We start from the raw sequence: 26,646 nt of genomic DNA, 5'->3' as shown, positions 1-26,646 counted from the left end.
ATATTCGTTAATGCTACAATTTGTTAATGCTACAATGCTTCACATAGAAAGTTAAACCTCATGGAGTTACCCCTTAGTGTTCCCTATCTTAGAAGTAAGTGATGACTTACTCGCTGCTCTAGCGAAATCCTCTCAAGTTCTGTTGCATGCGCCGACGGGGGCAGGGAAATCAACGGTATTGCCGTTAGAAATCCTCAAAAGTGGGCAGATAGACGGGCGGATTATTATGTTAGAGCCGCGGCGTATTGCAGCACGCTCAGTCGCCGCTCGCTTAGCGCAGCAGTTAGGGGAATCGGTAGGGGAAACCATTGGTTTGCGTATGCGTTCAGAAAGCAGAGTGAGCGCAAAAACGCGTTTGGAAGTGGTGACGGAAGGGGTTCTCACTCGCCAATTACAAAATGACCCGATGCTTGAAGGTGTCGGATTGGTCATTTTGGATGAATTTCATGAACGTAATTTACAGGCTGATTTAGGGTTAGCGCTGTTGTTGGATTCTCAGCAAGCACTGCGGGATGATTTAAAAATTTTGCTAATGTCCGCTACGCTGGATGATCAAGGGCTTAGCCAGCTATTTTCTGATGCGCCGGTGATCAGTTCACAAGGACGGACATTCCCTGTTCAACGGGAATATAAGCCCATCAATCCGAATAAACCGTTTCATCAAGAAGTCGCGAGCGCGGTTTGGCAACTGATGCAGCAACAAGGTGGCTCTTTGTTACTCTTTTTACCGGGAGTGGGCGAAATTGAGCGGACGAAAAGCGAGTTAGAAGGGTTAGTGACTGACGATGTGATGTTATGCCCAATGTATGGCGCGCTATCAATTCAAGCTCAGCAACAAGCGATTCTGCCTGCCCCTGAAGGAAAACGTAAGGTCGTGCTGGCGACCAACATTGCGGAAACCAGTCTCACCATCGAGGGGATCCGTTTAGTGGTGGATAGCGGCTTTGAGCGCGTGGGACAATTTAACCCGAGAAGTGGGCTGACAAAGCTAATTAAAAAACGCATTAGCCAAGCTTCAATGACCCAACGTGCGGGGCGAGCAGGGCGTTTAGAAGCGGGTGTGTGCTGGCATCTAATGAGTGCTGAACAAGCCGAACGTGCAGCACAATTTAGTGAAGCAGAAATCAATAATAGTGATTTAAGCGGGTTATGGTTAGCGCTCCTTCAATGGGGCTGTCACGATATTTCTCAACTCCAATGGTTAGATGTTCCCCCTGAGGCGGCATTATCAGCAGCGAAAACCCTGTTATTCAAATTGGGTGTCACCAATGCCCAAGGGAAACTCACGTCGATGGGCAATAAAATGGCGGGAACGGGAATGTCAGTGCGTACTGCCGCCATGCTGTATCACGCACAGCAAACTCAAAATAAACCCGTTATTCAACTTGCTGCATTATTAACTGCAATTATTGAAGAACCTCCCCGTGGCGGAGTGATCGACCTACATACCCATTTAGAACGTCCGACGGAGAACTGGTGCAAACGTGCCTCTATCTTAAGTGGTGACAAGGTTACCCATTCTTTAGGGAAAGCCACTGGGTTGATTAGTGAGTGGTTACCAACATTACTTGCCGCAGGGTTTCCAGACTACATAGCGAAATCCCGTGACCATCAAGCTCGTTATCAATTAGCCAGTGGGTTAGGGGCAACACTGAACGACAATGACCCGTTAATGGGGAGTGAATGGCTGATGGTGGCGGCATTATGGCAGTCAGAAACCTCGGCGGATGCGCGTATCTCACTGGCGTATCCTATTGAAATTGAAAAGCTTCAACAGGATTGCCCGCATCTTTTTGACACTCAAGAGACAGTTGAATGGGATGAGCAGCGGGGGAGCTTACTGGCATGGCGGCGCTTACAATGCGGGCAGTTAGTTGTCAAATCTCAACGGCTGACTAATCCAGAGCTGGAAGAGATTAAAAATGCACTGGTGTACTGGCTTCAGCAAAATGGTTTGCAACAGTTAAATTGGCAAGAAAATACCCTACAGTTGCGCATTCGTTGTGAGTTAGCGGCGCGTTATTTTCCTGACTCGCCATTGCCTGCAATGGATGATGAGACTTTACTCGAGACGCTTGATGAATGGTTAGCCCCTTATCTTAATGGCGTGACAAGCAAGAAAAAGCTGCAAGAAATTGATTTAATGAATTTATTATTAAATCGATTGGATTGGCAGCAGCGCCAGTGGCTCGACAGCACTTTCCCTGTGACCTATGTCGCCCCTTCTGGGAGTGAGGTAAGTATTCACTACGCGCTAGACAAGCCGCCAGTGGTTGAAATTCGCTTGCAAGAAGTGTTTGGTGAAAAAGTCAATCCAACCGTGGCAAATGGTAAAGTGACGCTAACATTATCGCTACTTTCGCCGGCAAGGCGCCCTATTCAGATAACTCAAGATCTCGGTGCATTTTGGCAAGGGAGCTATAAAGAGGTACAAAAAGAGATGAAAGGGCGTTATCCAAAACATCCTTGGCCAGATGACCCTGCGAATGCCGAACCAACGCGACAAACAAAAAAAGCGATGATGAGTGCGAAATAACCTAATTTTGTGCTCTAATAACGGGCTGTAAATTAGGCAATGGCGCCCAATAGGCAGCGTAAGGAAGTGTAATTAGGAGCTTTCTTCCGTGAAATTCCTTGAATTATGAGCCAAAATTAGCCTTATGTTACACCTACGTATCTGTAGTTGTACTTGTGTATGTATAGTTAGATTTTAATGCCTATTTAGGTATAGGAGATATGGAGCGACCATGTCCGGTAAAGATTTTGAACCCATTGGCAGACGTAAAAGACGCGCTGCTGAGAAATCGTCATCCTCTTCACGCCGCCGTAGACGCCGCGATGATTATGATGAAGATCTCTACGATGATGAAGATATTGATGATGAATATCTTGATGATGAAGACGATGAAGAAGAGCAAATGACCAAAAAAGGCTCAAAAAAGAACAAACCTCGCAAGAGTAAATGGCGCTGGTTCTGGCTGCTAGTTAAATTAATGCTAGTACTTGCAGTCATACTGGCGGCTTACGGTTTTTATCTAAACCAACAAATTAAAGAACGCCTTGATGGTAAGGTGTGGGACTTGCCTGCGGCGGTATATGGACGCATGGTAAACCTTGAGCCCGGTATGGATTACAGCCAAGCTGAAATGACCAACCTGCTCGAAGGAATGCAGTACCGTAAAGTCAGCAAAATCACCACATCTGGTGAGTTTGTGGTGAAAGGCAATACCATTGAAATTTTGCGTCGTCCATTTAATTTCCCAGACCAAAAAGAGGGGCAAGTCCTCGCGCGTCTGGTGTTTGAAAATGGCATGTTGAGCAAGATTGAAAATATTGAAAATGGGCGCTCGTTCGGTTTCTTCCGTTTAGATCCGAAACTGATCACCATGATGCAATCTGCGAATAATGAACAGCGTTTAGTGCTGCCAATGGCGGACTTCCCTGAATCCCTGGTAAAAATCCTCCTCGAAACGGAAGATAGAAATTTTTATGAGCATGATGGTGTTAGCTTATATTCTATCGGTCGTGCGGTGGTAGCGAACGTCACTGCAGGTCGTTCCGTGCAAGGGGGAAGTACCTTAACGCAGCAGTTGGTGAAAAACCTATTTTTAACAAACGAAAGAACCCTGAAACGTAAAGCTAATGAAGCCTTTATGGCATTGATTTTAGACTATAACTACAGCAAAGAACGCATTCTTGAACTGTATTTGAATGAGGTCTATTTAGGGCAAAATGGTAATGATGAAATTCGCGGCTTCCCGCTGGCGAGTTTGTATTACTTTGGTCGACCAATCAATGAGTTAAGCTTTGACCAACAAGCATTGCTGGTGGGAATGGTGCAAGGTGCATCAACCTTTAACCCGTGGACTAAGCCACAAAATGCGATTAAACGCCGTAATATTGTGCTTAAAATCCTTGAAACCCGTGGTGTTATCGATAATGAGATGTACCAAGTTCTAAGTGCTCGACCGCTCGGTGTGAAAAACAAAGAAGGGTTAGTCGCATCTCAACCCGCATTTATGCAGATGGTGAGACAAGAACTGAGCGAGAAGCTTGGGGATAAAGTTAAAGATCTCTCGGGTGCGAAAATCTTTACCACCTTAGATCCGGTAGCGCAAACGGCGGCGGAAAATGCAGTCGAGTTCGGCGTGGCTGATTTACGTAAAGCACGTAAATTGGATGATATCGAAGGTGCCATGGTGGTTGTCGACCGTATTAACGGTGAAGTTCGTGCGATGGTCGGTGGCTCTGATCCACAATTCTCAGGCTTTAACCGAGCGCTAAATGCCCGTCGCAGCATTGGTTCTTTAGCAAAACCACCGGTGTATTTAACGGCATTAAGTGAGCCGGACCGTTTCCGCTTAAATACGTGGCTATCCGATGAACCGTTGACCATCAAGGTCGGTAATCAAAGTTGGAGCCCACGAAACTATAGCCGTAACTTCAATGGTCGTATGATGCTGGTGGATGCATTAGCGAAATCACAAAATATTCCAACCGTAAACTTAGGGATGGAAATTGGTCTCGACCAAGTGATGAATACGTTTATCCGTTTAGGCGCGCCAGAAAGTGCGATGGAAAAAGTACCTGCGATGTTGTTAGGTGCGGTGAACTTAACGCCAGCTGAAGTGGCGCAAGTGTACCAAACCATTGGTGGCGAAGGTAATCGCGCAAAATTATCGGCATTACGTTCCGTGATTGATGGTGATGGTAAAGAGCTGTATCAAAGTTACCCATCCGCAGAGCGTGCCGTACCATCTCAAGCCGCTTATTTAACGCTATTTGGTATGCAGCAAGTAGTGCTGCAAGGGACTGGGCGCGTATTACTGAATAAATATGGTAAATACAATCTGGCGGGTAAAACGGGTACCACCAACGACCTGCGTGATAGCTGGTACGCGGGTATTGACGGTAAGGAAGTGGCTATTGTCTGGGTCGGTCGCGATAACAACGGACCAACACAGTTAACAGGTTCAACAGGGGCATTACGTGTTTATCAGCGCTATTTAGATAACCAAACGCCACTGACACTGATCAATCGAGCACCAGAAGGGATAACCGATATGCGTGTCATGATGGATGGGCAATTTAGCTGCTCTGATTTAGGTGGCGGCAGAATGTTACCAGTCTGGACTGAAGACCCGCAAAGCCTGTGCCAAGGATCAGCATCGCAAGATCCAGCGTGGAATTTGAATGGGAATGGTGAGGCGCCGCAAGAAGATGGAGCAGCTCCTGAGTGGGTCAAAGATATGTTCGGCGACTCCCCATCCAATTCTCCGTCATCCCGCACGCCGTAGCGTTGTTGGCTGCGGTCGCTAACCCTAGTCACATACTTGTGTATGCTCCTAGGGCTTAGCTCACTTGCCGCCTAGCTACTGCGCACGGGATTTAGGAGAATGTTGAGTTTGATTGGAAAAGAAAACAGATCAAAAAATAGATCTTAAGAAATAGATAAAAAAATAGGCGCCGTCTTTTGCAGATGGCGCCTATTTTTATGGGTGCAGTTTATTGCAGGGGGTTATTCGGCTTTGATTTTTGCCAGTGCAATTTCCGCGGCATCGATGGTGCGCTGGATATCTTCATCGCTATGAGCGACAGACATAAAGCCCGCTTCGAATGCAGATGGTGCTAAGTAAACGCCTTCTTCTAACATGTAGTGGAAGAATTTCTTAAAGCGAGTCACATCGCACTTCATCACGTCTTGGTAGCACGTTACTGATTCGGCGTCAGTGAAGAATAGACCAAACATCCCGCCCACATGGTTGATAACCATAGGCACGCCTTGCTCTTTAGAAACACGGGTTAAGCCACGAGCCAGTTTATCGGTCAGCTCCGTTAAACGCGCATGAACACCCGGCTGAGACACTTCATTTAAGCAAGCTAAACCCGCCGCCATGGCAACAGGGTTACCAGAAAGTGTACCCGCTTGGTAAACAGGGCCGATAGGCGCTAATTTTTCCATCACTTCATAGCGACCGCCAAATGCACCCACAGGCATACCGCCACCGATGATTTTACCTAAACAGGTTAAATCCGGTTGTACGTTGTAGTGATCTTGAGCACCACCGAGTGCAACACGGAAGCCTGTCATCACTTCATCGATGATCAGCAGTGCTTTGAATTCATCACATAATGCACGCAGACCAGGCAGGAATTCTGCGGTTGGTGGAACGCAGTTCATGTTACCCGCGACAGGTTCAACAATCACACATGCCACTTCTTCTGGGTAGTTTTCGAAAGCTTGGCGAACAGAGGCTAAATCGTTGTATGTGCAGGTCAATGTGTGCTTAACGAAATCTTCAGGTACGCCCGGAGAGTTAGGCTCGCCCATGGTCAGTGCTCCGGAACCGGCTTTCACTAATAGGCAGTCAGCGTGACCGTGGTAGCAACCTTCGAACTTAATAATTTTATCGCGGCCAGTATAACCACGAGCAAGGCGAATCGCGCTCATAGTAGCTTCAGTACCGGAGTTGACCATACGGATCATATCGATAGATGGGACTAATTCGCACACCAGTTTTGCCATTTCCACTTCAGCAGCGGTTGGTGCACCAAAGCTTAAGCCTTTATTGACGGCTTTGATCACAGCATCGCGGATAGCGGGATGGTTGTGACCCAATACCATTGGACCCCAAGAGCCCACATAATCAATGTAAGCTTTGCCATCGACATCATAAATGTAAGCGCCATCAGCGCGCTCGATAAATAACGGGGTACCACCCACACCATTAAAGGCGCGAACAGGGGAGTTAACACCGCCAGGGATCAGCTGTTGGGCTTCATTATATAATTCTTCGGAATGGTGCATTGCAGGGCTCCTGAAAAGAGACTAAATAAAAAGTTGCCGCTATTCTAAAGCACAAGGACGATTAAACCAATGCTATCAATCACAATGATGGATCAATCATAAGGATGAATAGCAACTCTGTGCTCAATTGTGTAACAACACTTGAACCAATGAGTCAGGTGACGGATAATTGAGAAATTGATCTAAGTAGGCTTTGCCTTACCTATGAATTTACCGGTCACCGGTCTGGAGTAATAAATGAGTGATGATGTAGCTCTGCCTCTGCAATTTACCGATGCAGCTGCAACCAAAGTAAAAGACTTAGTTGCCGATGAAAATAACCCAAACCTGCGTCTGCGCGTCTATATTACGGGCGGTGGTTGCAGCGGCTTCCAATATGGCTTTACCTTTGATGATCAAATCAACGAAGGGGATATGACCATCGAAAAACAAGGTGTCGCACTGGTTGTAGACCCAATGAGCCTGCAATATTTAGTGGGTGGAAGTGTGGATTACACTGAAGGGTTAGAAGGATCGCGCTTTATTGTGACGAATCCGAATGCGAAATCTACGTGTGGGTGCGGTTCTTCCTTCAGCGTCTGATTTTTCGTCATATTTCAAGCCGTAGCTTCGTTAGCTACGCTCTCTTGCCCTAGTCACATACTTGTGTATGCTCCTAGGGCCTCGTTCTCTTGCTGCCTTGCTACAACTCGAACTATTTAGAAAAATCTTTTTTCGTCATATTTCAAGCCGTAGCTTCGTTAGCTACGCTCTCTCGCCCTAGTCACATACTTGTGTATGCTCCTAGGGCCTCGTTCTCTTGCTGCCTTGCTACACCTCGAACTATTTAGAAAAATCTTTTTTCGTGAGATTTTAAACGAAAAAAATTAGTTCGATTATATTATTGTCCTGTTGTATTAATTCTGCTCAAAAAATCCTGCTGTAATCTTAGATTCTTAGATTCTTAGATTCTTAGATTCTTAGATTCTTAGATTCTTAATTTCTTTTCTTAGTTTGGTAGAGCGTTTAGCTGATTGCATAGCTGCTCGGTGGCATTGATGATGCGGGGGCCGGCGCGGTGGAACCAATCCTCATTTAAGCGAATAATAGGGACATTGAGTTGAGTACTCCAGAAGGCTTTGACGGCTTTTTCTTGCTCGGGGGAACCGGTCATAATGATGGCATCAGGTTTGCGAGCGAGGACTTGCTCACGGCTGACTTGAGGCCATTGGACAGCGCTGTTTTCAAAAATATTCTGAGCGCCGCAAGTCTTAACGACATCATTTTGAAGAGTATTATCTCCTGTGCTAAATAATGGCTGCGTGCCGAGTTGGATAAATAATTGCTTAGGTTTTTTATTACTATCTAATTTATCTTTTTGCATCTTTAACGTACTGCGCAATTGGGTGATATTTTTCTCTGCCACTTCTGGGTGAGGGCTGTATTGTGCAAGCTCCTCTAGTGAGGCGATAACCCCATCAATGCTTTGCGGATCAAAATAGACAATTGGAATTCCTAACGATGCAAGCTGATCCAGAGGTCGCTGCGGGTTACCGCCTCGCCACGCCAAGATCAAATCCGGCTTTAAGGCAATAATCCGCTCCACATTTAACCCTTGCCAATCCGCTACTTGCTCAAGCTTTTTGGCAGATTCTGGGTAATCGGAATAGGCGCTTACGGCAATTAAGCTATCTCCCAACCCTACGGCATAAGCCAGCTCCGTATTGGCAGGTGATAAACTAATGACTCGGGATTTGGGGGTGGCGAATGCACTATTGATTAGGGTTAAGGAAAATAGAAAACCAATCAGTGAGCGCATGAGTTTGGTCGTTAGATTCATAGCATTACTTCACAAAGAGGTATTAGAAAAGGCATAAATGAAGGTCAGTTATGCCTTAGAAAGTGAGAAATAAATTACGCTAATGCTGTGACAATCGCAGCAACCATCAAGGATGATTGGCGTGCAGCGACAGGTAAAAACTCGTCAAAGCTAGTGTGGGACTCTTTATCTGCCACATCTGAAATTGCACGAACCACCACAAAAGGCACGTTAAACTGGTAGCAGACATGGCCGATAGCAGCGGCTTCCATTTCAACGGCAGCAACGGTCGGGAATGTCGCTTTGATACGCGCTAAAGGCTCAGCTCCGTTGATGAAAGCATCACCACTGCAAATCAAACCGCGAACGGCGTTCATATCTAACGCTTTCACGCACTGTTCGGTAGTTTCAATGAGTTTTGCATCGGCAATAAATGCCGGTGGGCACTGTGCCATTTGACCCGGCTCATAACCAAATGCGGTGACATCCGCATCGTGGTAGCGCACTTCGGTAGATACGACGATATCACCTACATTTAAACGTGGATCTAAACCGCCCGCAGAACCTGTATTGATGATAACATCAGGCTTGCAGTGTTCTAACAATAATGTGGTACCGATTGCCGCTGCGACTTTACCGATGCCCGATTTTAATAAAGCGACGTCAACGCCGTTTATTTTCCCTGTATAAATTTCACAGCCAGCAAGGCTCAATGTTTGGCAACCTTCAATTTTTTCGCGCAGGGTCGCAACTTCTTGCTCCATCGCACCTATGATACCGATTTTCATTATGTCATACTCACTGTTGATTAATTAGACACTTATGTCGTAGATGGCTAAAGTGTAACATCGAAAGGTGGGTTTTCCTCTGCCTTTTCTTTGGAGATTCAGGAATAAAACGGTAAGGCATAGAGGCTAGCATGGCGGGAAAAAAGATTAATTTTGTTAAAAAACTGAGTTTCCAGCGTAACTATATGAGCAGTGCGAAAAATCAAAAAGTCTCACCCGATGATGAAGATGCCGTAAACCGTCTCTTTGAAAGTGACCGTGGGCGGATTATCAACTCCGCTGCGATTCGTCGTTTACAACAGAAAACCCAAGTTTTTCCCCTTGAACAAAACTCCGCCGTACGCAGCCGTTTAACCCATTCTCTTGAAGTCCAACAAGTTGGGCGCTACATCAGTAAAACGGTGTTGGGTGAGCTGAAAAAGAAAAAAATGCTTGATGAATATGGGTTAACGGACCGTTGTGATGCCTTTGAAAGCCTGGTGGAAATGGCGTGTTTGATGCACGATATTGGCAACCCGCCGTTTGGGCATTTCGGTGAAGCGGCTATTCAACGCTGGTTCAGTAAATTGTTATCGCCAGATTATCTCTTCACGCCAGAAACGACAGACCCTTGCAAAATTAAAGCGTTACAACTGACTGGTAATGAAAAACAGGATCTATTTCGTCGTCAGCTTAAGCGTGATTTATGCTCGTTTGAAGGGAACGCTCAAGGGCTGCGCATGGCGCATCGCCTGCTCAAGCTGAATTTAACCTACGCCCAAATTGGCTCTATTTTGAAATACACTCGCGGCGCTTATGACCTTGAGCCTATCCCGCCAGAATTTGATTATTTAATGAAAAAACCGGGCTATTATTGGTCTGAAGCGGATTTTGTCAGCGAGTTAAGTAAAAAATTGGAAATGGGAAAATATTGCCGTTTTCCGCTCTCTTATATCATGGAAGCTGCGGATGATATTTCTTACTGTATTGCGGATTTAGACGATGCAGCAGAAAAGGGCATTTATACCGTTGAGCAGCTAATTGAATACCTAAAAGCGGAGTGGGGCGAGGTAAAATCTGGGGATCTCTTCGACCAAACTATTTTGCGGGCATTCAATAATATCAGCGATAACCACACAAGGCGCATTCAGCAAGATCAGTTTTTTATGTATTTGCGTGTCAATATTACAGGAAAACTCGCCCATTACAGTGCTCAGCGCTTTATTCAAAACTTGCCTGAAATTTATCACGGCAGCTTTAACAGCGCGTTACTTGAGGATAAAAGCCAAGAGCATCGCCTCTTAAAAGCTTTAAAAACAGTGGCGTTTAAGCATGTGTTTAATCACCATGAAGTGGAAGAGTTAGAGCTACAAGGCTACCGAATTATTAGCGGGTTGTTAGATGTTTACAGCCCACTATTGATGATGGATAGAGAGGATTTTGCGGCATTAGTGGCACAAAATTACCATAAACACTTTTTTATCGAAACTCGCCTATTTCATAAGTTATCGAATAAACATCGACTCTCCTATAACGAAGCCTTGGAAAAAATTTCAGTCACCAGCGATGCGGATAAATCGATGCTAGAGTTTTATTATCGAGCCAGACTGCTCCAAGACTACATTAGCGGAATGACTGACCATTATGCTTATGAAGAGTATCGAAAATTTATGGTGACGAATTAACGCTGATAAAAAAAGTCAGTATATAGCGTGACAAAAAAACTAAGTGGTCACTAATTTTGGTAAAAAAAATGCTATGATAGCCCGCTAATTTGTCTACCCAATTATCAGGCAGTCGCAGTGATAAAGTAAGCCGTTATAAAGTAAATATGGGCTTACCACCTGTGGCTTGAAATAGAATTTATTTAACTCCGTTTAGTGACTACTTATGGCCCAATTTTACTCGCCAAATCGCCGCACCACCCAACGCCGTCAAATCACGGTTCATGTCGATAGTTTAGATGCCGCTGGGCAAGGCGTAGCTCGTCATGATGGCAAAGCCATATTTATCACTGGTTTATTACCAGGGGAAGAGGCGCAAGTCGAACTGACGGAAGATAAACGTCATTTTGCCAAAGCCAAAGTCATTAAACGCCTTAGCACTAGCCCGCAACGAGTGAAACCCCGCTGCCGTTATTTTAATCAATGTGGTGGCTGCCAACAGCAGCATGTAGAGATTGGGCTTCAACGCGAAAGCAAGGCGCAGGCTTTACAACATTTAATGGGGCGGGAGACTGGCTCTGTACTGCCACCTATTTCGGTGATTGGCGGTGAAGAATATGGTTATCGCCGCCGCGCGCGTTTGGGGCTGCAATATCAAAATAAATCTAATCACTTAATGATGGGATTTCGCCAAACGCAAACCAACACGCTGGTGGACATTAAAAGTTGCTCAGTATTGCACGCAGAACTTGATGCACTGTTAGCGCCATTGTCCATCTGTTTAAATCAGCTATCGATTGCCAGCAAATTAGGGCATGTAGAGCTGATTCACGGGGATAACGGCAATCTTATCCTACTACGCCATTTAACCCCTGTTGACGCATCTGATAGAAAACACTTGCTAGAATTTGCCAAGTCTCATGGACTTAGTATTTGGTTAGCAGGGAATGAAGGTCAGTTAGTCCCGCTTGAGGCTGGCTCCATTTTACCTGAATATCAGGTGGCGGGTGAAACCTTACAATTTAGCCCTGCCAATTTTATTCAAGTGAATGGTGAAATTAACCAGCATATGGTGGCACAAGCCTTAGCATGGTTAGATCTAAGCCCAGAAGATAGGGTATTGGATCTTTTCTGTGGGATGGGTAACTTTACGCTGCCAATTGCCCGCTTAACAAAAATGGCGGTAGGCGTTGAAGGTGTTGAAAATTTAGTCAATCAAGCCAGGAATAACGCCCAGCGCAACTCAATTGAGAATGCGGCGTTCTATAATGAGAACTTGGAAGAACAGATTCACACTCAGCCGTGGGCGCAAGAAGGTTTCAATAAAGTGCTGCTAGATCCTGCTCGAGCAGGCGCCGCTGGTGTAATGGAACATTTAATTAAACTGATGCCAGAAAAAATTGTCTATGTTTCTTGTAATCCAACAACGTTAGCAAGAGACAGTAAAGTTTTGCTTGAAGGCGGGTATCAGTTATCTCAATTGCGGATGTTGGATATGTTTCCGCAAACTAGTCATCTGGAATCCATGGCGCTATTTGTTCGTAGCCCAGAGGTGTAACAGGTAGGGAGAATATATGGTTGCAGTAAGAAGTGCGCATTTAACCCCAGCAGGTGAATTTGCCCCCGAAAAATGGGTTAATGATTTGGGTTTGAATAATAAACAATCAGAAGAAAAACTCATCCATACCTGGCAGTATTGTCACGATAAATTATCGGGGCAGGATATTGCGCCTCTGCTACTGTGGCGCGGCATTGAAATGACCGAAATTCTATCCACGCTCAGCATGGATATTGGTAGCTTACAAGCTGCGTTGCTGTTCCCTTTAGTTGAAGAGGGAAAACTCGACGAACAATCCGTTATTGATGATTTCGGTCAATCCATTCATGCGCTGGTAAAAGGCGTGATTGAGATGGATGCCATCCGCGAACTTAAAGCTACTCAATCTAACGAAACCAGTTCCGTACAGGTGGATAACATCCGCCGTATGCTGTTGTCGATGGTAGAAGACTTCCGCTGCGTGGTCATTAAACTCGCCGAGCGTATCGCTCATTTACGTGAAGTCAAAGATGCCAGCGAAGATGAGCGCGTCTTAGCAGCGAAAGAGTGTTCCAACATTTATGCACCGTTGGCAAACCGCTTAGGGATCGGGCAATTAAAATGGGAATTAGAAGATTTCTGTTTCCGTTATTTGCACCCTGAGGAATACAAAAAAATTGCGAAATTGCTGCACGAGCGCCGTATTGATCGTGAAGAATACATCGACAATTTTGTTAGCACACTGCGCAAATATATGCTCAAAGAGCAAATTCAAGCTGAAGTGTATGGCCGACCAAAACACATTTACAGTATTTGGCGCAAAATGCAGAAGAAATCCTTAGCATTTGGCGAGTTATACGATGTGCGTGCGGTACGTATCGTGGTTGAACGCCTGCAAGATTGCTATGCGGCGCTGGGGATTGTGCATACTCATTTCCGTCATTTACCCGATGAGTTCGACGACTATGTAGCGAACCCAAAGCCAAATGGCTATCAGTCGATCCATACAGTGGTTTTAGGTCCAAATGGTAAAACACTAGAGATCCAAATCCGTACCCGCCAAATGCATGAAGATGCAGAGCTGGGCGTTGCTGCGCACTGGAAATATAAAGAAGGTGCAAGTGGCGTAGGTAAGGGCAGCAGCTACGAAAACCGCATTGCATGGCTGCGTAAACTCATCTCGTGGCAAGAAGAGATGGCAGATTCTGGTGAAATGCTGGATGAAGTACGTAGCCAAGTGTTTGATGACCGAGTGTATGTGTTTACGCCAAAAGGCGATGTGGTGGATTTACCAACAGGTTCAACGCCGCTCGATTTTGCTTACCATATTCACAGTGATGTCGGACACCGCTGTATTGGAGCGAAAATTGGTGGCCGTATCGTGCCATTTAGCTACCAATTGCAAATGGGCGATCAGATTGAAATTATCACCCAGAAGCACCCAAACCCGAGTCGCGACTGGCTCAATCCTAACCTCGGTTATGTGACAACCAGCCGTGGACGGGCGAAAATTCAAAACTGGTTCCGTAAACAAGACCGCGATAAAAATATTCTGGCGGGACGTCAAATTCTCGACAGCGAATTATCTCATCTAGATATCAGTTTACGAGATGCAGAAAAACAGTTGATTGCCCGTTATAACGTACACTCACTGGATGAAGTCCTTGCGGGAATTGGCGGCGGTGATATTCGTATCAACCAATTGGTTAACTTCCTACAAGCTAAGTTTAATAAAGCGACGGCAGAGGAAGAAGATCGCGCTGCGATGAAGTCGCTGGAGAATAAATCCGGTGTCCCAAGAGCACCATCCCACGGTAGTGGGCGTGTGGTGGTCGAAGGGGTCGGCAACTTGATGCACCATATTGCTCGTTGCTGCCAACCAATTCCGGGTGATGAAATCGTCGGCTTTATTACCAAAGGTCGTGGAATTTCGATTCACAGTGCGGATTGTGAACAGCTTGCCGAGCTGCAAAGCCACGCGCCAGAGCGTGTGATTGATGCAGTTTGGGGTGAAAACTACTCTAGCGGTTACTCGTTGGTGGTAAGAGTGATAGCCAATGACCGCAGTGGATTATTGCGCGATATTACGACAATCCTCGCGAACGAAAAAGTCAACGTGCTAGGGGTAAGCAGCCGCAGCGATGTGAAGCAGCAGCTCGCCACTATCGATATGACCATCGAGCTGTATAATATCGAGGTGTTGGGAAGGGTGCTTTCGAAACTGAATCAGTTGCCGGATGTTATCGAGGCGAAACGCCACTCTTCCTAATTTTCTTCATATTTTGGCGCGCAGCGTTGTTGGCTGCGCGCGCTCGCCCTAGTCACATACTTATGTATGCTCCTAGGGTCTTGCTTACTTGCCGCCTAGCTGCACATCCAAACTATTTTGAAAATCTACTTTCGGTATATTTGGGTATGATCTTGAAAAGAGTTTTTTCGTTGTTTAGTTAATAAAAATCTGAAAATTTAGCGTATTCAATTCAATTTGGTTAAGGTATAACCCTCATTAAAACACCATGTAATTATTTTTTGATAAGGGTTAAATATGCAGCAGGGCAATAAACAAATTGAACGGTTACTCACTATTATGGCGCGTTTGCGAGACCCGCAAAATGGCTGTCCGTGGGATACGCAACAGACATTTAAAACCATTGCCCCTTATACCCTTGAAGAAACCTATGAAGTTCTAGACGCCATTGAACGGGAAGATTTTACCGACTTAAAAGGCGAGTTGGGGGATCTTCTCTTTCAAGTGGTGTTCTACGCGCAAATGGCACAAGAGCAAAATCTATTTGATTTTGATGATATTTGCCAAGCTGTCAGCGACAAACTTGAACGCCGCCATCCTCATATTTTCGACGAAAACAACCAACTCAGCAGCCAAGAAGCCATTGCAGGTTGGGAGCAGCGTAAAGCCAAAGAGCGTGCAGAGAAAGACCAATACTCAGTGTTGGATGATATCCCGAATGCACTTCCTGCCTTAATGAAAGCCTATAAAATTCAAAAACGTTGTGCCTCAGTAGGCTTTGATTGGGATACACTGGGTCCTGTGGCTGGTAAAGTCACCGAAGAGCTAGCGGAAGTGATGGAAGAAGCCACTCAAGCAGTAGTGGATGAACAGCATCTTGAAGAAGAAATTGGTGATTTACTGTTTGCGACAGTGAATTTATCCCGCCATTTAGGGCACAAACCTGAGCTTGCCTTACAAAAAGCGTGCAGTAAGTTTGAACGCCGTTTTCGTGAAATCGAAAGACGATTAGCAAAAACTGGCAAATCGACAGAAACTGCTACACTTGATGAGATGGAAGCATTGTGGGTGTCTATCAAATTAAATGAATAACCCAATTCAGACAGCTAAATTTTGCAAAGAATGCTCGTCGATAATGATAGTCACGGATTGAAATAGTTATTCAAAATCAAACAATCGGCAAAATGATGTTTTTTCAGTGATAGATTAAGCTGAAAGGATTTAGCATTTACACAAAAATGTGTTAATCTTGCAAAACAGTTGAATAGCACCCTAGAAAGTGACTATTTATCAAACGATAAATATTTTTATTTTTAACTTGCTGATTTATTTAAGGTATTAATGAAAACTAGCCTTATTGCGCTTAGAACATTTGTAGGAGATTTAAGGTTCGGGTATACTGTTTTCCCGTCCTGTTATATCCATCATCTTTTAAACCTAAACGTTCAGGTTCAGCATGAAAACTAATTATATTTTTGTGACCGGCGGGGTCGTATCCTCTCTGGGTAAAGGCATTGCCGCAGCCTCCTTGGCGGCTATACTCGAAGCCCGTGGACTCAATGTGACCATTATGAAACTGGATCCCTACATTAACGTAGATCCAGGCACAATGAGCCCAACCCAACACGGGGAAGTTTTCGTTACAGAAGACGGCGCTGAAACTGACTTGGATTTAGGTCATTATGAGCGTTTTATTCGTACCAAAATGACACGTCGCAACAACTTTACGACTGGACGTGTTTATTCTGAAGTCCTGCGCAAAGAGCGTCGTGGCGACTACTTAGGCGCGACCATCCAAGTTATTCCTCATATCACTAATGAAATCAAAGATCGCATCATCCGTGGTGGTGAAGGTCATGACGTCGTATTAGTCGAAATCGGCGGTACAGTCGGTGATATCGAGTCTCTACCATTCCTAGAAGCTATTCGTCAAATGGCTGCAGAAGTGGGCCGTGAGCGCACACTGTATATGCACTTAACCTTAGTGCCATACTTAGCGGCTGCGGGCGAAGTGAAAACAAAACCAACACAGCACTCTGTGAAAGAGTTACTGTCAATTGGTATTCAGCCAGATGTGCTGATCTGTCGTTCAGATCGCGTCATTCCTGCGAATGAGCGCGCGAAGATTGCCCTATTCTGTAATGTTCCAGAAAAAGCGGTTATCTCTCTGAAAGACGCAGATTCAATCTATAAAATCCCTGGCATGCTGAAGGCGCAAGGTTTAGATGAATACATCTGTAATCGCTTCCGTCTTGACTGCAAAGAAGCTGATTTATCTGAGTGGGAACAAGTTATTTACGAAGAAGCCAATCCAGCAGGTGAAGTTACCATTGGTATGGTGGGTAAATATGTAGAATTACCAGATGCATACAAATCAGTTATCGAAGCACTGAAACATGCGGGTCTGAAAAATCGCTTAACAGTGAATATTAAGCTGATTGATTCTCAAGATATCGAAACCCGTGGCGTTGAGTTACTCAAAGGTCTGGATGCGATTTTAGTTCCTGGCGGTTTTGGTTCTCGTGGTATTGAAGGCAAAATTCTGACGGCACAATATGCCCGTGAGAATAAAATTCCTTATTTAGGTATTTGTCTGGGAATGCAAGTCGCTCTCATTGAATTTGCACGTAATGTTGCGAATATGAAAGACGCGAACTCCACTGAGTTTGATGCAGATTGCAAATTCCCAGTTGTTGCGCTGATTACTGAATGGCGTGATGAAGATGGCAACGTTGAAGTGCGTTCTGAAGAGAGCGACCTTGGCGGTACAATGCGTGTTGGTGGTCAGCAATGTCATTTAACCGATGGCAGTTTAGTGCGCGGTATGTATGGCGCAGAAACAATTGTTGAACGTCACCGTCACCGTTACGAAGTGAATAATCTGCTGTTGAAACGTATCGAAGATGCGGGTCTGAACATTGCAGGTCGTTCCGTGGATAATAAACTGGTTGAAATCATTGAAAATCCAAACCACCCATGGTTTGTGGCTTGCCAGTTCCACCCTGAATTCACTTCGACCCCAAGAGATGGTCATCCGTTGTTTGCAGGTTTTGTTAAAGCCGCTGGTAAGTACCAGAAAGGTGAGTTGAAATAAGATACGGGGAAGTCGGCAATTTTCGCCAACTTCCCGAAATTTAACTTGTACTGAGGAAAACCTAATGTCCAAAATTGTTAAAGTGATCGGTCGTGAAATCATTGATTCTCGTGGTAACCCAACTGTTGAAGCTGAAGTACATTTAGAAGGTGGTTTTGTTGGTTTAGCTGCGGCTCCATCAGGCGCATCTACAGGTTCTCGTGAAGCACTGGAACTGCGTGATGGTGATAAATCACGTTTTCTGGGTAAAGGTGTTCTGAAAGCTGTTGCCGCTGTTAACGGTCCAATCGCTCAAGCAGTTATCGGTAAAGATGCTAAAGATCAAGCAAATATCGATAAAATCATGATTGACTTAGATGGTACTGAAAACAAATCTAAATTCGGTGCAAACGCAATTCTGGCAGTTTCTTTAGCAAACGCAAAAGCAGCAGCTGCGGCAAAAGGTATGCCTCTGTATGAGCATATTTCTGATCTGAATGGTACTCACGGTCAATACTCTATGCCTCTGCCAATGATGAACATCATCAATGGTGGTGAGCACGCAGATAACAACGTTGATATCCAAGAATTCATGATCCAACCTGTTGGCGCACCGACTCTGAAAGAAGCGGTACGTATGGGTTCTGAAATTTTCCATCACTTAGCAAAAGTACTGAAATCTAAAGGTATGAATACGGCTGTTGGTGATGAAGGTGGTTATGCACCTAACTTAGAATCTAACGCTGCTGCACTGGCTGCTATTAAAGAAGCGGTTGAGCAAGCGGGTTATGTTCTGGGTAAAGATGTGACTCTGGCGATGGACTGCGCAGCTTCTGAGTTCTACAACAAAGAAACTGGCAACTATGAACTGAAAGGCGAAGGTAAAACCTTCACTTCACAAGAGTTCACTCATTACTTAGAAGAACTGACTAAACAATACCCAATCGTTTCTATCGAAGATGGTTTAAACGAATCTGACTGGGATGGTTTCGCATACCAAACTAAAGTTCTTGGTGACAAAATCCAATTAGTTGGTGACGATTTATTCGTAACTAACACTAAGATCTTAAAAGAAGGTATCGAGAAAGGCATCGCTAACTCAATCCTGATCAAATTCAACCAAATTGGTTCTCTGACTGAAACATTAGCTGCGATTAAAATGGCGAAAGATGCTGGCTATACTGCCGTTATCTCTCACCGTTCAGGTGAAACTGAAGACGCAACTATTGCTGATTTAGCGGTTGGTACTGCTGCAGGTCAAATCAAAACCGGTTCTATGAGCCGTTCTGACCGTGTTGCTAAGTATAACCAACTGATCCGTATCGAAGAAGCTCTGGGTAACAGCGCACCATTCAACGGCCTGAAAGAAGTTAAAGGTCAAGCGTAATTTATATTCGCTTAGATTAAATTGAGAAAAGGGACGAGAAATCGTCCCTTTTTTTTATTTAAAAAAAATGCTTTTGAAAGTATTTAAAATCTATAAATAATACAGATTAACTCTATTTAGTCATTTTGAAAGTTTGTGTTAGTAATAGGATAACAATCTAATAGGATTGTTGTATTAACTAATATGAATACTAAATAGGGATATAATTATGCCGACAAATAGTCGTAATTCATTGTTAACTGAAACAAAACATCTTTATCAATATGCCAATAGTAATACGGCTATTAAGAAATTAGTGATGGAGATAAAGACAGAATATAAAAATAATGGATCTTGGAGTTCATCTTCAGTTAAAAAACTAAAAATAATAGAATCAAATCTTTCAAATTTTATATATAAAAAATACAGTTCAAATAAGCCTATAGATGCAAGCAGCTTAACTAGTGAAGAGCAAAAAGAATATTTGGATAAGTTTAAATTATTAGCTGAAAATAATTCAAATATTGAAATTAGAATTCAAGGAAAAAATGAAGACTATTTTAGTCACTTATCGGATAGTGATCTCTTAGATGGTGATGCTTATCGTCTTTTACCCAAGGACTTCAATGGGCGATATAAAAATAATTCGATGTTAATGTCACGATTAACAATTAATGTGAAAAAAGAGCATTACTTTTCATTAGCTGAAGCACTAGTTTATTTGTATGAACGAGATCCTCATAATAAAATTATGCAGTCAAAGATTATGGGGCCTAAAAAATTAGGTAACTTAACAGATCAAGCTGTTATTTATTTTCCCAATGCAAATTTACAAGATGCAATTGAGATTGCGAATGAATTAAAGGAACTATTACCTGAAGATGCATTTGTTGAACATGTACCTATAGGGATGCACCGTATTGATAAGGGAATCTCTTATTCTGAAACCTTGAAAAATCAATCGAGCAGCCATGGAGAAGTGAGAGCAGAGATAATGGCTAAAGCTGTGTCCGAGTCATTATTAACAGGGACGCCTGTAGAGGAGTGTCTTGACCATCAGCTAAGTATCTATGGTTATTCAGTTGAAAATCCAGCATTGATCTCTCAATCCGTTCGCGAGGCTAGTCATGATATTAGTTTAGCTGGCAGCAATCATGGGGTAGAGGTATTACCCAGTAAAGATATTAATATTTTTAAACAGGATCCTATAAATTTTTCTCAGCAGTATATATTGAATGCGAAAGAATTGAATACAATTTTACAGTTACCATCGGAAGGCAAAGTTATTTTTAATAAAAAGATTGGTCACGGTTATTTTATTGAGTATGTAGATGATAGTTATAGAAATGATGACTTTAATTCTATTGATTGCTATTTTTTAGAATCAAAAATGAGAAGTAAAGATAGTCAACAAGTTGAATATATTGATATCCCTAAAAAAAATTCGGAAATACAATTTTTATTTACAGGGCAATTGCGTGGTGGTTCTATTATTGTTACAGAATTGAATAGTGAAACATATCGAGTATATAGGGATAATCGAAGTGATGCATCTTTATTATATGATAATGTCGTGATGGCTATTGATGAGCGAGATTACAATATTAAAGAACATAATATTACTAAAGCTAGCGTATTTATGCATTATAATGATGGAGAGTGGAGCCTTATTTTTCAGCCGCAAAGAAACGATAGTTCATTAAATCCAGAAAGTAATATGGTTATAAGGCAAAAGCCTGGAGATTACTCAAGAAAGCAAAGAATGCATGATTTTTATATTTATAGAAATAAGATACATCAAGAACTGAAAGATTTGGCTAGTAATCTAAATATTATATTTAGTGATATACCTGAAAGTGAAGATATGTTGCAAGAGCCATTAGAGCAAAGTGCATCAGTAAACACTTGGTTGGATATAGGTGAGTGTATAAAATTAAAATTAGATATCCAAAATAATAAGCTAAATGAAAAATGTAAATTCTTAGAATTTGAACTTTCCAATACAACCGATAGCAATAAAAGACAGTATCTAGAAAGCCTTATTAAAACGAATAAAACGATTGTTTCATTGAATAAAAGAAAATACGGGAATTTACTTTATGCTTTACGAGAGGTGGAACGGAGTTGGATATGGATCAGTACTAAAGAAAAACATGGGACAGATGCTGTTATTCAAACAATTGATCATGATGAAAATATAGAAGTAAATGCCAGCTCCGAATACCACCTTACTATTAATGAACGCTATGAAAATTTAATTTATTCACATAAGTTAACTCGAAACCTACGATTTAAAAATGAATTTAACCTAGGTATTGAAAATTATAAAGAGATTAACATTCCTGGTTTTGATGTATCAATGAATTCAAATAAATTAAAGAAATTGTATGTTACTGGAGAATATACAGCAAAAGAAAGAGGTGCACTATATCGCCAAATTCAAGATGTAAGTTATTCTGAATATATTTCAAAGGTTTTAAATCAAACAGGGAAGATTAGTGAGTTATTTTCTTCTTTAGGCAGTAAAACAAATCGGTTAATACCACAAGATTTTTATTTATCATTAATAAGAAGTGATTCAGGTGGTCGCTGTTACCCTTTAGTGAGAACGATGTCTGTAGCATTAGCTCTTAATGGACATACAGGTGCTGATAGATTTATTGATAAGCTATATATGGCAGCGGCAGCGCCTGAAAGTAAGGATGCGCTATTATTACAATCGTCACTCAAAAATCTTCATTCCAATGTTAGTGCGGTTGAATCCTCCTTTTCTCATGGCGTGATGGAATTGAAGAAAATACAGACATTACTAGATATCAATGAAGAAACAAAAATGTTTGCAATGAACAGTAAAAGCCATTCGATGCTAGTTGGGAAGGTTGTAGAAAATGGGAAAAGTACATATTATTTTTACGATCCTAATTTTGGTTTATTTTCCTTCAAAAATAGTAAACGATTATTTGCAGCCTTAAAGATTTTTTTTATTGATAAGAAAATGGCAAGTTATTATAGCGCTTTTGAGCGTAATAATAATCCTGCATTTGAGTTAGTCTTTATTGATGTCGGTCGTATGAAAGATGTTCCTATCGGTAATCATTTGACTGTAAATGACTTAGTTTCATCTGAAGAATTATCAATAAAGTCATTAAGAGAAAAGGAAATCGAGGATTTATTCCATCAACAAAATGAAATTATCCATGACACTCAATTGAAAACATCCTTAGTGATTTTAGATGCGGAGCAATGGGCTGAAAATATCGATCAATCGCTAACAATATTAACAACAGAAAATAAATTGGATGAAAACTGGATACCATTATTTTCGTCAGTAGAGTCATTGGGTAATGAAAATTACAAAATTCAGTTCGTTAATATTAAGGACTCAAAGTTAACTTGTTGGGTTGAAACTAAAGATAGTGTTTTTATGCGATTTCAGCGCCATTCCTTAGAACAAATGGGAATCTTCAGACAATATTACACATTTGAAGAAAACCATCTACGTGAAAAGTTTGGTGAAGCAAGTTCTTCATCATTTGATGGATTAAATGCAGGTATTGCAATCCAATCAATAATTCAATGGGCAGAAGAAAAGAATCATAATAATGTATCAAAAGGAAAAATATCATCAAATTTATATTTAGCATTAAAAATTCATAGCTATGTTAATTACTCAATGATGGCACATGGTGCAATGAATGACATAGTAAAAATCAATGATATTGTTAAATTAGAGATAGCCCAAGAAAATGAAATAGCAGGGAAAGGAATGAATTTTTTCTTTTCATCAATGACAAAAACAGCGAATGAAGGAATGACAGTTATTTTTAGTGGGGCCTTAGTTGGTTTTGATGCTTATGAATTATCAAATGCGGAAAATGATCCTGAACGTATTATATTTGGTACTCAACTTGCTTTTGACTCTGCTAGTTTTGCAGCAGGCTCTGGAGGAATAGGATTAGGTATTGCTGGATGTACAGGGGCCGCAAGTGCTTTAGGGAGCGCTAGTGTTCTTGTGGCAGGGTTAGGTATCGGATTTGTTGGATTAGCACGTAATTTTGCAATCATTGGTGAGGATGCAAAGGCAGTTGGACGCTATTTTTACACACTAGATGAAGCTTATAAAGGTAATGGTTTTGATTATATTTCAGATAAAAATATGCTCATTCCAAAATTTGGTGCGGTATTTAGTACTATCTCTCTTAGAGATAGTAAAATTGAATTTGATAGTCAGTATATATATCGTACAAAACCGAATTCAGCAGGAGGTGGACGGAAAAATTATATCTTTTGGGCTGGTAATTTTCCCTCGATGCTATTGGATAAATCTAAAGCCATAAATATTCGTCAAGGAATTGGTTATGAAAACAAAGAGCGTGATATTGATTTTCAACATGTGGACACAATAATCCTTCCAGTTATCCCTAAGTCTTATATAAAATACAGTTATAACTTATGGCCCGGTTGTACATCGCGTAATGATAGTGGCTTTAATGTTATTAGGCGTTTAGAGAAAAAAGATAACTTTGATTATGACTTTTACATATTCCCAAGTGAAAATACGATTACCCAAATTTTTCATGAATATGTAGATACATCTATAAATATTGTTCTTGATAAAAAGGACCGTAATTTAGTTATACCTCAATTAGCATCGGAATGGTATGGAAAGATTGAGTATCATATACAAGGCTATGGCGGTACATATAAATTAACGTTGAATAAAGGTGTCAAAATTAAGCTAACTGATGATTCATCTAATAATCAACATTCTAAGTGGATTATTGATATTAGTCAGTTAGGAAGTAATTATGTTGAGATAAAAAATGGTCAGTTGATAGTAGATGGAATCATTATTGATGTCGATTCCAGTAGTATTCAAGGAATGATACTATTTATTGATAAAAATAATGAAATACAAAAAGTTACTTTCTCATCACAACAAATGAGTATCCTTAGTGAAGATGAAAAAAAATGGAAAGAGGGGCCACAAGGTTTAACTCAACATTTACAACATTACGCTGAACAGAATCAAAATCATGGGCAATATGTTGTGATAGAAAATCATCAATATAATAATGAAAATGTTGGGCGGGCGTTCTATGAAGTCAGTTCTCAGCGCTATATTTTTATTAGTAGTACGAATGAAAATAAACAAAATGCAGTTTTTAGCACAACTGTTGGTCAAAACGCTTATTTTTACTTGCCGGAACAGAAAAAGATATGGGAAGTTGATATTGCTACAGGTGTGATTAATGCTGAATACCAATTAGAAAATAAAAATAATCGGAATTTTGAAATACTACAATTATGGAAAGGTGATGGACATATTTATTTTTCGTGCCGTTATTCTGATACTTATGAAGTTGCCAATTTTCAGCTTAAGGAAAATCAAGTCGAATTATTGGGTTTAAATGCAGATTCAAGATTATTAATGCGTCTTGCAGAAACGCCGACTCAATCTTCATCACAATCCCCTCACTCATTTCTACAGAGTTATATGCTTAGCAGTACCTATAAATTACATGGTCAACAAGTACAACATATGGATGCGATTTTAGGTCAAACAGTTACTATCTCAGGCGTCGATGGTAATCAAGCATTGCACCGCTATTGGTTGAGAAAAACGGATGGTTTACTTATCAAACCTAATTTATCCCCTTCTTTAGGCTATGGAGAAACACCGACAAATATTCGATTACACCAAAGTCATTGGCCTATTCCATCTGACCTCACATTAGTTGGTAGTTTGTTCGATAAACAAGGTACTGAGATTTTCTATTTTTATAGCAAGAAGAATAAGGAAGTTTATCGCCAAGAAGGGCCAGGACAAGATGTACTTAATGTGATTAAACCGACCGCATGGTTCTTAAATACCCCTTTTAGTTTACAAAATGTGGTGTTCTTACAGGGGAAAATTTTTATGTCTGATGCGGATGGAATTGTCAGCCGAATTGATGCAGAAGGGAAATTCCATGTGGTTGCAATCAATGAAACTTGGTTTAATCAACGAGCGGAATGGTGGAAAGCATTAGGTGATTACTACTGCTGTCAGCCTATTATGTTAATTGGATTACAGGATTCGACAGGTCAAGACTCCTTTCCCGGTTGGTTTGTTAATGGTGAAATTGTGATAGCACACGAATTATCACTGAAAAATGAGATTAAATTTTTGGGTTTTGATGAACAGAAATCAAGTGCTTTACTTTTCGATTCTACGACAAAAAAATTGTATAGGCAGCCTGTGGTGAGTGAACGCCAATTACGGTTGGCGTTTGCGCAAGGCTCAACACTTTTAAAGCATGAGGATCTACCTTCTGCTGAGGATATTTATCCCAATTTGCAATTTTCAAATATTAAACAGATTGGTCACGGGCTATTACTTTCAGCGGTGAGCGGTGAGATTATCTATATCGATATACTAGAAAATAATGGAATGCATATAGGCTCTTCGCTAGTCATACGTGGTGGAAGAGAGAATGATGTATTGTCTCCATCGACCATTAAGAATGTCAAAAATATCGTATTAAGCGCAGGTGAGGGTGAGGACACTTACTGGATTTCACAAGAAGTTTGGCAGCACTATCATGGAATTATCATTGATAATAATTCACATGACTTAAAGTTGGATACATTGATATTACCCATTGAAAACATAGATGAGCTACTCGTGAATCAACATGGGGATGATTTATTGATTACGGATGTTAGCCAAAATACTGTACTGGTTTTACGTCAGGTTTTTGGGGATCAGAAAGCGTCTCATCAACATTTGCAATTACGTTTTATTAACCAGCCAAATAGTATTCCTCTTGAGGAATTTATGAGTCAACATCTGCTCATAATGACTGACGACTTGGTAGAAACAAACATTAGCATACCAAACTACAGTGATATAGAGAGTGACGTGGATATATCACTATTGTCAGGGTACACATCCAGTCTTGAACAAAAAGAATCTTTAGGGGTATCAGGAATGCAGACTGAGCAGCTGCCTCAAAAGAGACTATATTATAGCCTGTTAAATTCCCCTTCCTAAGATAACAAAGAAAAATGTAAGCCAGTCTAAGTTACACAATTAGCTGGCTTACAGTTCACAAAATGAATATAGGACGATTTATCTGAACTATCAAATTGTTATATGTTTTTAAAGGGAATAATTTATAGAAGGGAAAGTAGTGAGTTATGCTTGCCTATACCTTGTTTTCGGTAATTAAATTGCGATTTTTGTGAATCGCTAGCGAGATTTTTAAGATTTTAGCTATAAAGCAAATAAATTGCGCGGCTCAGATCGCAGTTTTAGGTTATCTACATTTCCATCTCATTAAATTAACTCTATATTTTACCTCCTGTAAAAAATGATTAACAAAAATTACTTGAAAACTTAA

At 41.7% G+C, this 26,646-nt stretch carries 13 protein-coding genes; 10 read left to right on the top strand and 3 right to left on the bottom strand.

Annotation, left to right across the window (positions count from 1 at the left end; translation table 11 throughout):
- Positions 1–76: 76 nt before the first annotated feature.
- Entirely contained in the window at positions 77–2,536 is a 2,460-nt protein-coding gene (gene hrpB / locus M5X66_RS13520) for an ATP-dependent helicase HrpB (protein WP_270103652.1), read from the top strand.
- Positions 2,537–2,747: 211 nt separating this feature from the next.
- A complete protein-coding gene (gene mrcB / locus M5X66_RS13515) occupies positions 2,748–5,297 on the top strand; it encodes a bifunctional glycosyl transferase/transpeptidase (protein ID WP_154600106.1) in 2,550 nt (849 codons plus the stop codon).
- 221 nt (positions 5,298–5,518) lie between these two features.
- On the opposite strand, the gene hemL is transcribed toward mrcB, so the two are convergent.
- The gene (gene hemL / locus M5X66_RS13510; RefSeq protein ID WP_270103651.1) at positions 5,519–6,808 is read right to left on the bottom strand and encodes a glutamate-1-semialdehyde 2,1-aminomutase; all 1,290 of its coding nucleotides are present in this window, start codon (positions 6,806–6,808) and stop codon (positions 5,519–5,521) included.
- 237 nt (positions 6,809–7,045) lie between these two features.
- Here hemL and erpA point away from each other — a divergent pair, with 237 nt between their 5' ends.
- Positions 7,046–7,390, top strand: coding sequence for an iron-sulfur cluster insertion protein ErpA (gene erpA, locus M5X66_RS13505; protein WP_036952599.1), 345 nt, complete (start codon positions 7,046–7,048; stop codon positions 7,388–7,390).
- Between the two features lie 406 nt (positions 7,391–7,796).
- Here the strand turns inward: erpA and btuF are convergent, their stop codons facing one another.
- Both btuF and mtnN read right to left on the bottom strand, forming a co-directional pair.
- Positions 7,797–8,606 (bottom strand): vitamin B12 ABC transporter substrate-binding protein BtuF, encoded by an 810-nt coding sequence (gene btuF, locus M5X66_RS13500; RefSeq protein ID WP_195848375.1) that lies wholly within the window; start codon positions 8,604–8,606, stop codon positions 7,797–7,799.
- Positions 8,607–8,701: 95 nt separating this feature from the next.
- A complete protein-coding gene (mtnN, locus tag M5X66_RS13495; protein ID WP_154609867.1) occupies positions 8,702–9,394 on the bottom strand; it encodes a 5'-methylthioadenosine/S-adenosylhomocysteine nucleosidase in 693 nt (230 codons plus the stop codon).
- Between the two features lie 131 nt (positions 9,395–9,525).
- Here mtnN and dgt point away from each other — a divergent pair, with 131 nt between their 5' ends.
- The 7 genes from dgt to M5X66_RS13460 all read left to right on the top strand — a co-directional run bounded on the left by dgt (position 9,526) and on the right by M5X66_RS13460 (position 26,297).
- On the top strand, positions 9,526–11,058 hold the full coding sequence (dgt, locus tag M5X66_RS13490) for a dGTPase (RefSeq protein ID WP_036952594.1): 1,533 nt from the start codon (positions 9,526–9,528) through the stop codon (positions 11,056–11,058).
- A 205-nt stretch (positions 11,059–11,263) separates the two neighbouring features.
- Positions 11,264–12,595: a 23S rRNA (uracil(1939)-C(5))-methyltransferase RlmD gene (gene rlmD / locus M5X66_RS13485; RefSeq protein ID WP_036952592.1), complete on the top strand. Its 1,332-nt coding sequence runs from the start codon at positions 11,264–11,266 to the stop codon at positions 12,593–12,595.
- A gap of 16 nt (positions 12,596–12,611) precedes the next feature.
- Entirely contained in the window at positions 12,612–14,843 is a 2,232-nt protein-coding gene (relA, locus tag M5X66_RS13480) for a GTP diphosphokinase (protein ID WP_036952589.1), read from the top strand.
- A 276-nt stretch (positions 14,844–15,119) separates the two neighbouring features.
- Positions 15,120–15,914, top strand: a complete 795-nt coding sequence (mazG, locus tag M5X66_RS13475; RefSeq protein WP_154600103.1) for a nucleoside triphosphate pyrophosphohydrolase — start codon at positions 15,120–15,122, stop codon at positions 15,912–15,914.
- Between the two features lie 364 nt (positions 15,915–16,278).
- Positions 16,279–17,916 (top strand): glutamine hydrolyzing CTP synthase, encoded by a 1,638-nt coding sequence (gene pyrG / locus M5X66_RS13470; protein WP_036952584.1) that lies wholly within the window; start codon positions 16,279–16,281, stop codon positions 17,914–17,916.
- Between the two features lie 64 nt (positions 17,917–17,980).
- A complete protein-coding gene (gene eno, locus M5X66_RS13465) occupies positions 17,981–19,282 on the top strand; it encodes a phosphopyruvate hydratase (RefSeq protein ID WP_006659306.1) in 1,302 nt (433 codons plus the stop codon).
- A gap of 208 nt (positions 19,283–19,490) precedes the next feature.
- Positions 19,491–26,297, top strand: coding sequence for a TcdA/TcdB pore-forming domain-containing protein (locus M5X66_RS13460; protein WP_270103650.1), 6,807 nt, complete (start codon positions 19,491–19,493; stop codon positions 26,295–26,297).
- Positions 26,298–26,646: the final 349 nt, after the last annotated feature.

Origin of the sequence: Providencia sp. PROV188, assembly GCF_027595165.1 — a bacterium.
Classification (GTDB): domain Bacteria; phylum Pseudomonadota; class Gammaproteobacteria; order Enterobacterales; family Enterobacteriaceae; genus Providencia; species Providencia lanzhouensis.
Note: the sequence above shows the minus strand (reverse complement) of the source record. Positions and strands in the feature narration are given on the sequence as shown.

What these genes read in the sequence shown, in the direction of transcription:
- mrcB (WP_154600106.1), top strand. Translation starts at nt 2,748, where the DNA reads ATGTCCGGTAAAGATTTTGAACCCATTGGCAGACGTAAAAGACGCGCT.
- hemL (WP_270103651.1), bottom strand. Translation starts at nt 6,808, where the DNA reads ATGCACCATTCCGAAGAATTATATAATGAAGCCCAACAGCTGATCCCT.
- erpA (WP_036952599.1), top strand. Translation starts at nt 7,046, where the DNA reads ATGAGTGATGATGTAGCTCTGCCTCTGCAATTTACCGATGCAGCTGCA.
- btuF (WP_195848375.1), bottom strand. Translation starts at nt 8,606, where the DNA reads ATGCGCTCACTGATTGGTTTTCTATTTTCCTTAACCCTAATCAATAGT.
- mtnN (WP_154609867.1), bottom strand. Translation starts at nt 9,394, where the DNA reads ATGAAAATCGGTATCATAGGTGCGATGGAGCAAGAAGTTGCGACCCTG.
- dgt (WP_036952594.1), top strand. Translation starts at nt 9,526, where the DNA reads ATGGCGGGAAAAAAGATTAATTTTGTTAAAAAACTGAGTTTCCAGCGT.
- rlmD (WP_036952592.1), top strand. Translation starts at nt 11,264, where the DNA reads ATGGCCCAATTTTACTCGCCAAATCGCCGCACCACCCAACGCCGTCAA.
- relA (WP_036952589.1), top strand. Translation starts at nt 12,612, where the DNA reads ATGGTTGCAGTAAGAAGTGCGCATTTAACCCCAGCAGGTGAATTTGCC.
- mazG (WP_154600103.1), top strand. Translation starts at nt 15,120, where the DNA reads ATGCAGCAGGGCAATAAACAAATTGAACGGTTACTCACTATTATGGCG.
- pyrG (WP_036952584.1), top strand. Translation starts at nt 16,279, where the DNA reads ATGAAAACTAATTATATTTTTGTGACCGGCGGGGTCGTATCCTCTCTG.
- eno (WP_006659306.1), top strand. Translation starts at nt 17,981, where the DNA reads ATGTCCAAAATTGTTAAAGTGATCGGTCGTGAAATCATTGATTCTCGT.
- M5X66_RS13460 (WP_270103650.1), top strand. Translation starts at nt 19,491, where the DNA reads ATGCCGACAAATAGTCGTAATTCATTGTTAACTGAAACAAAACATCTT.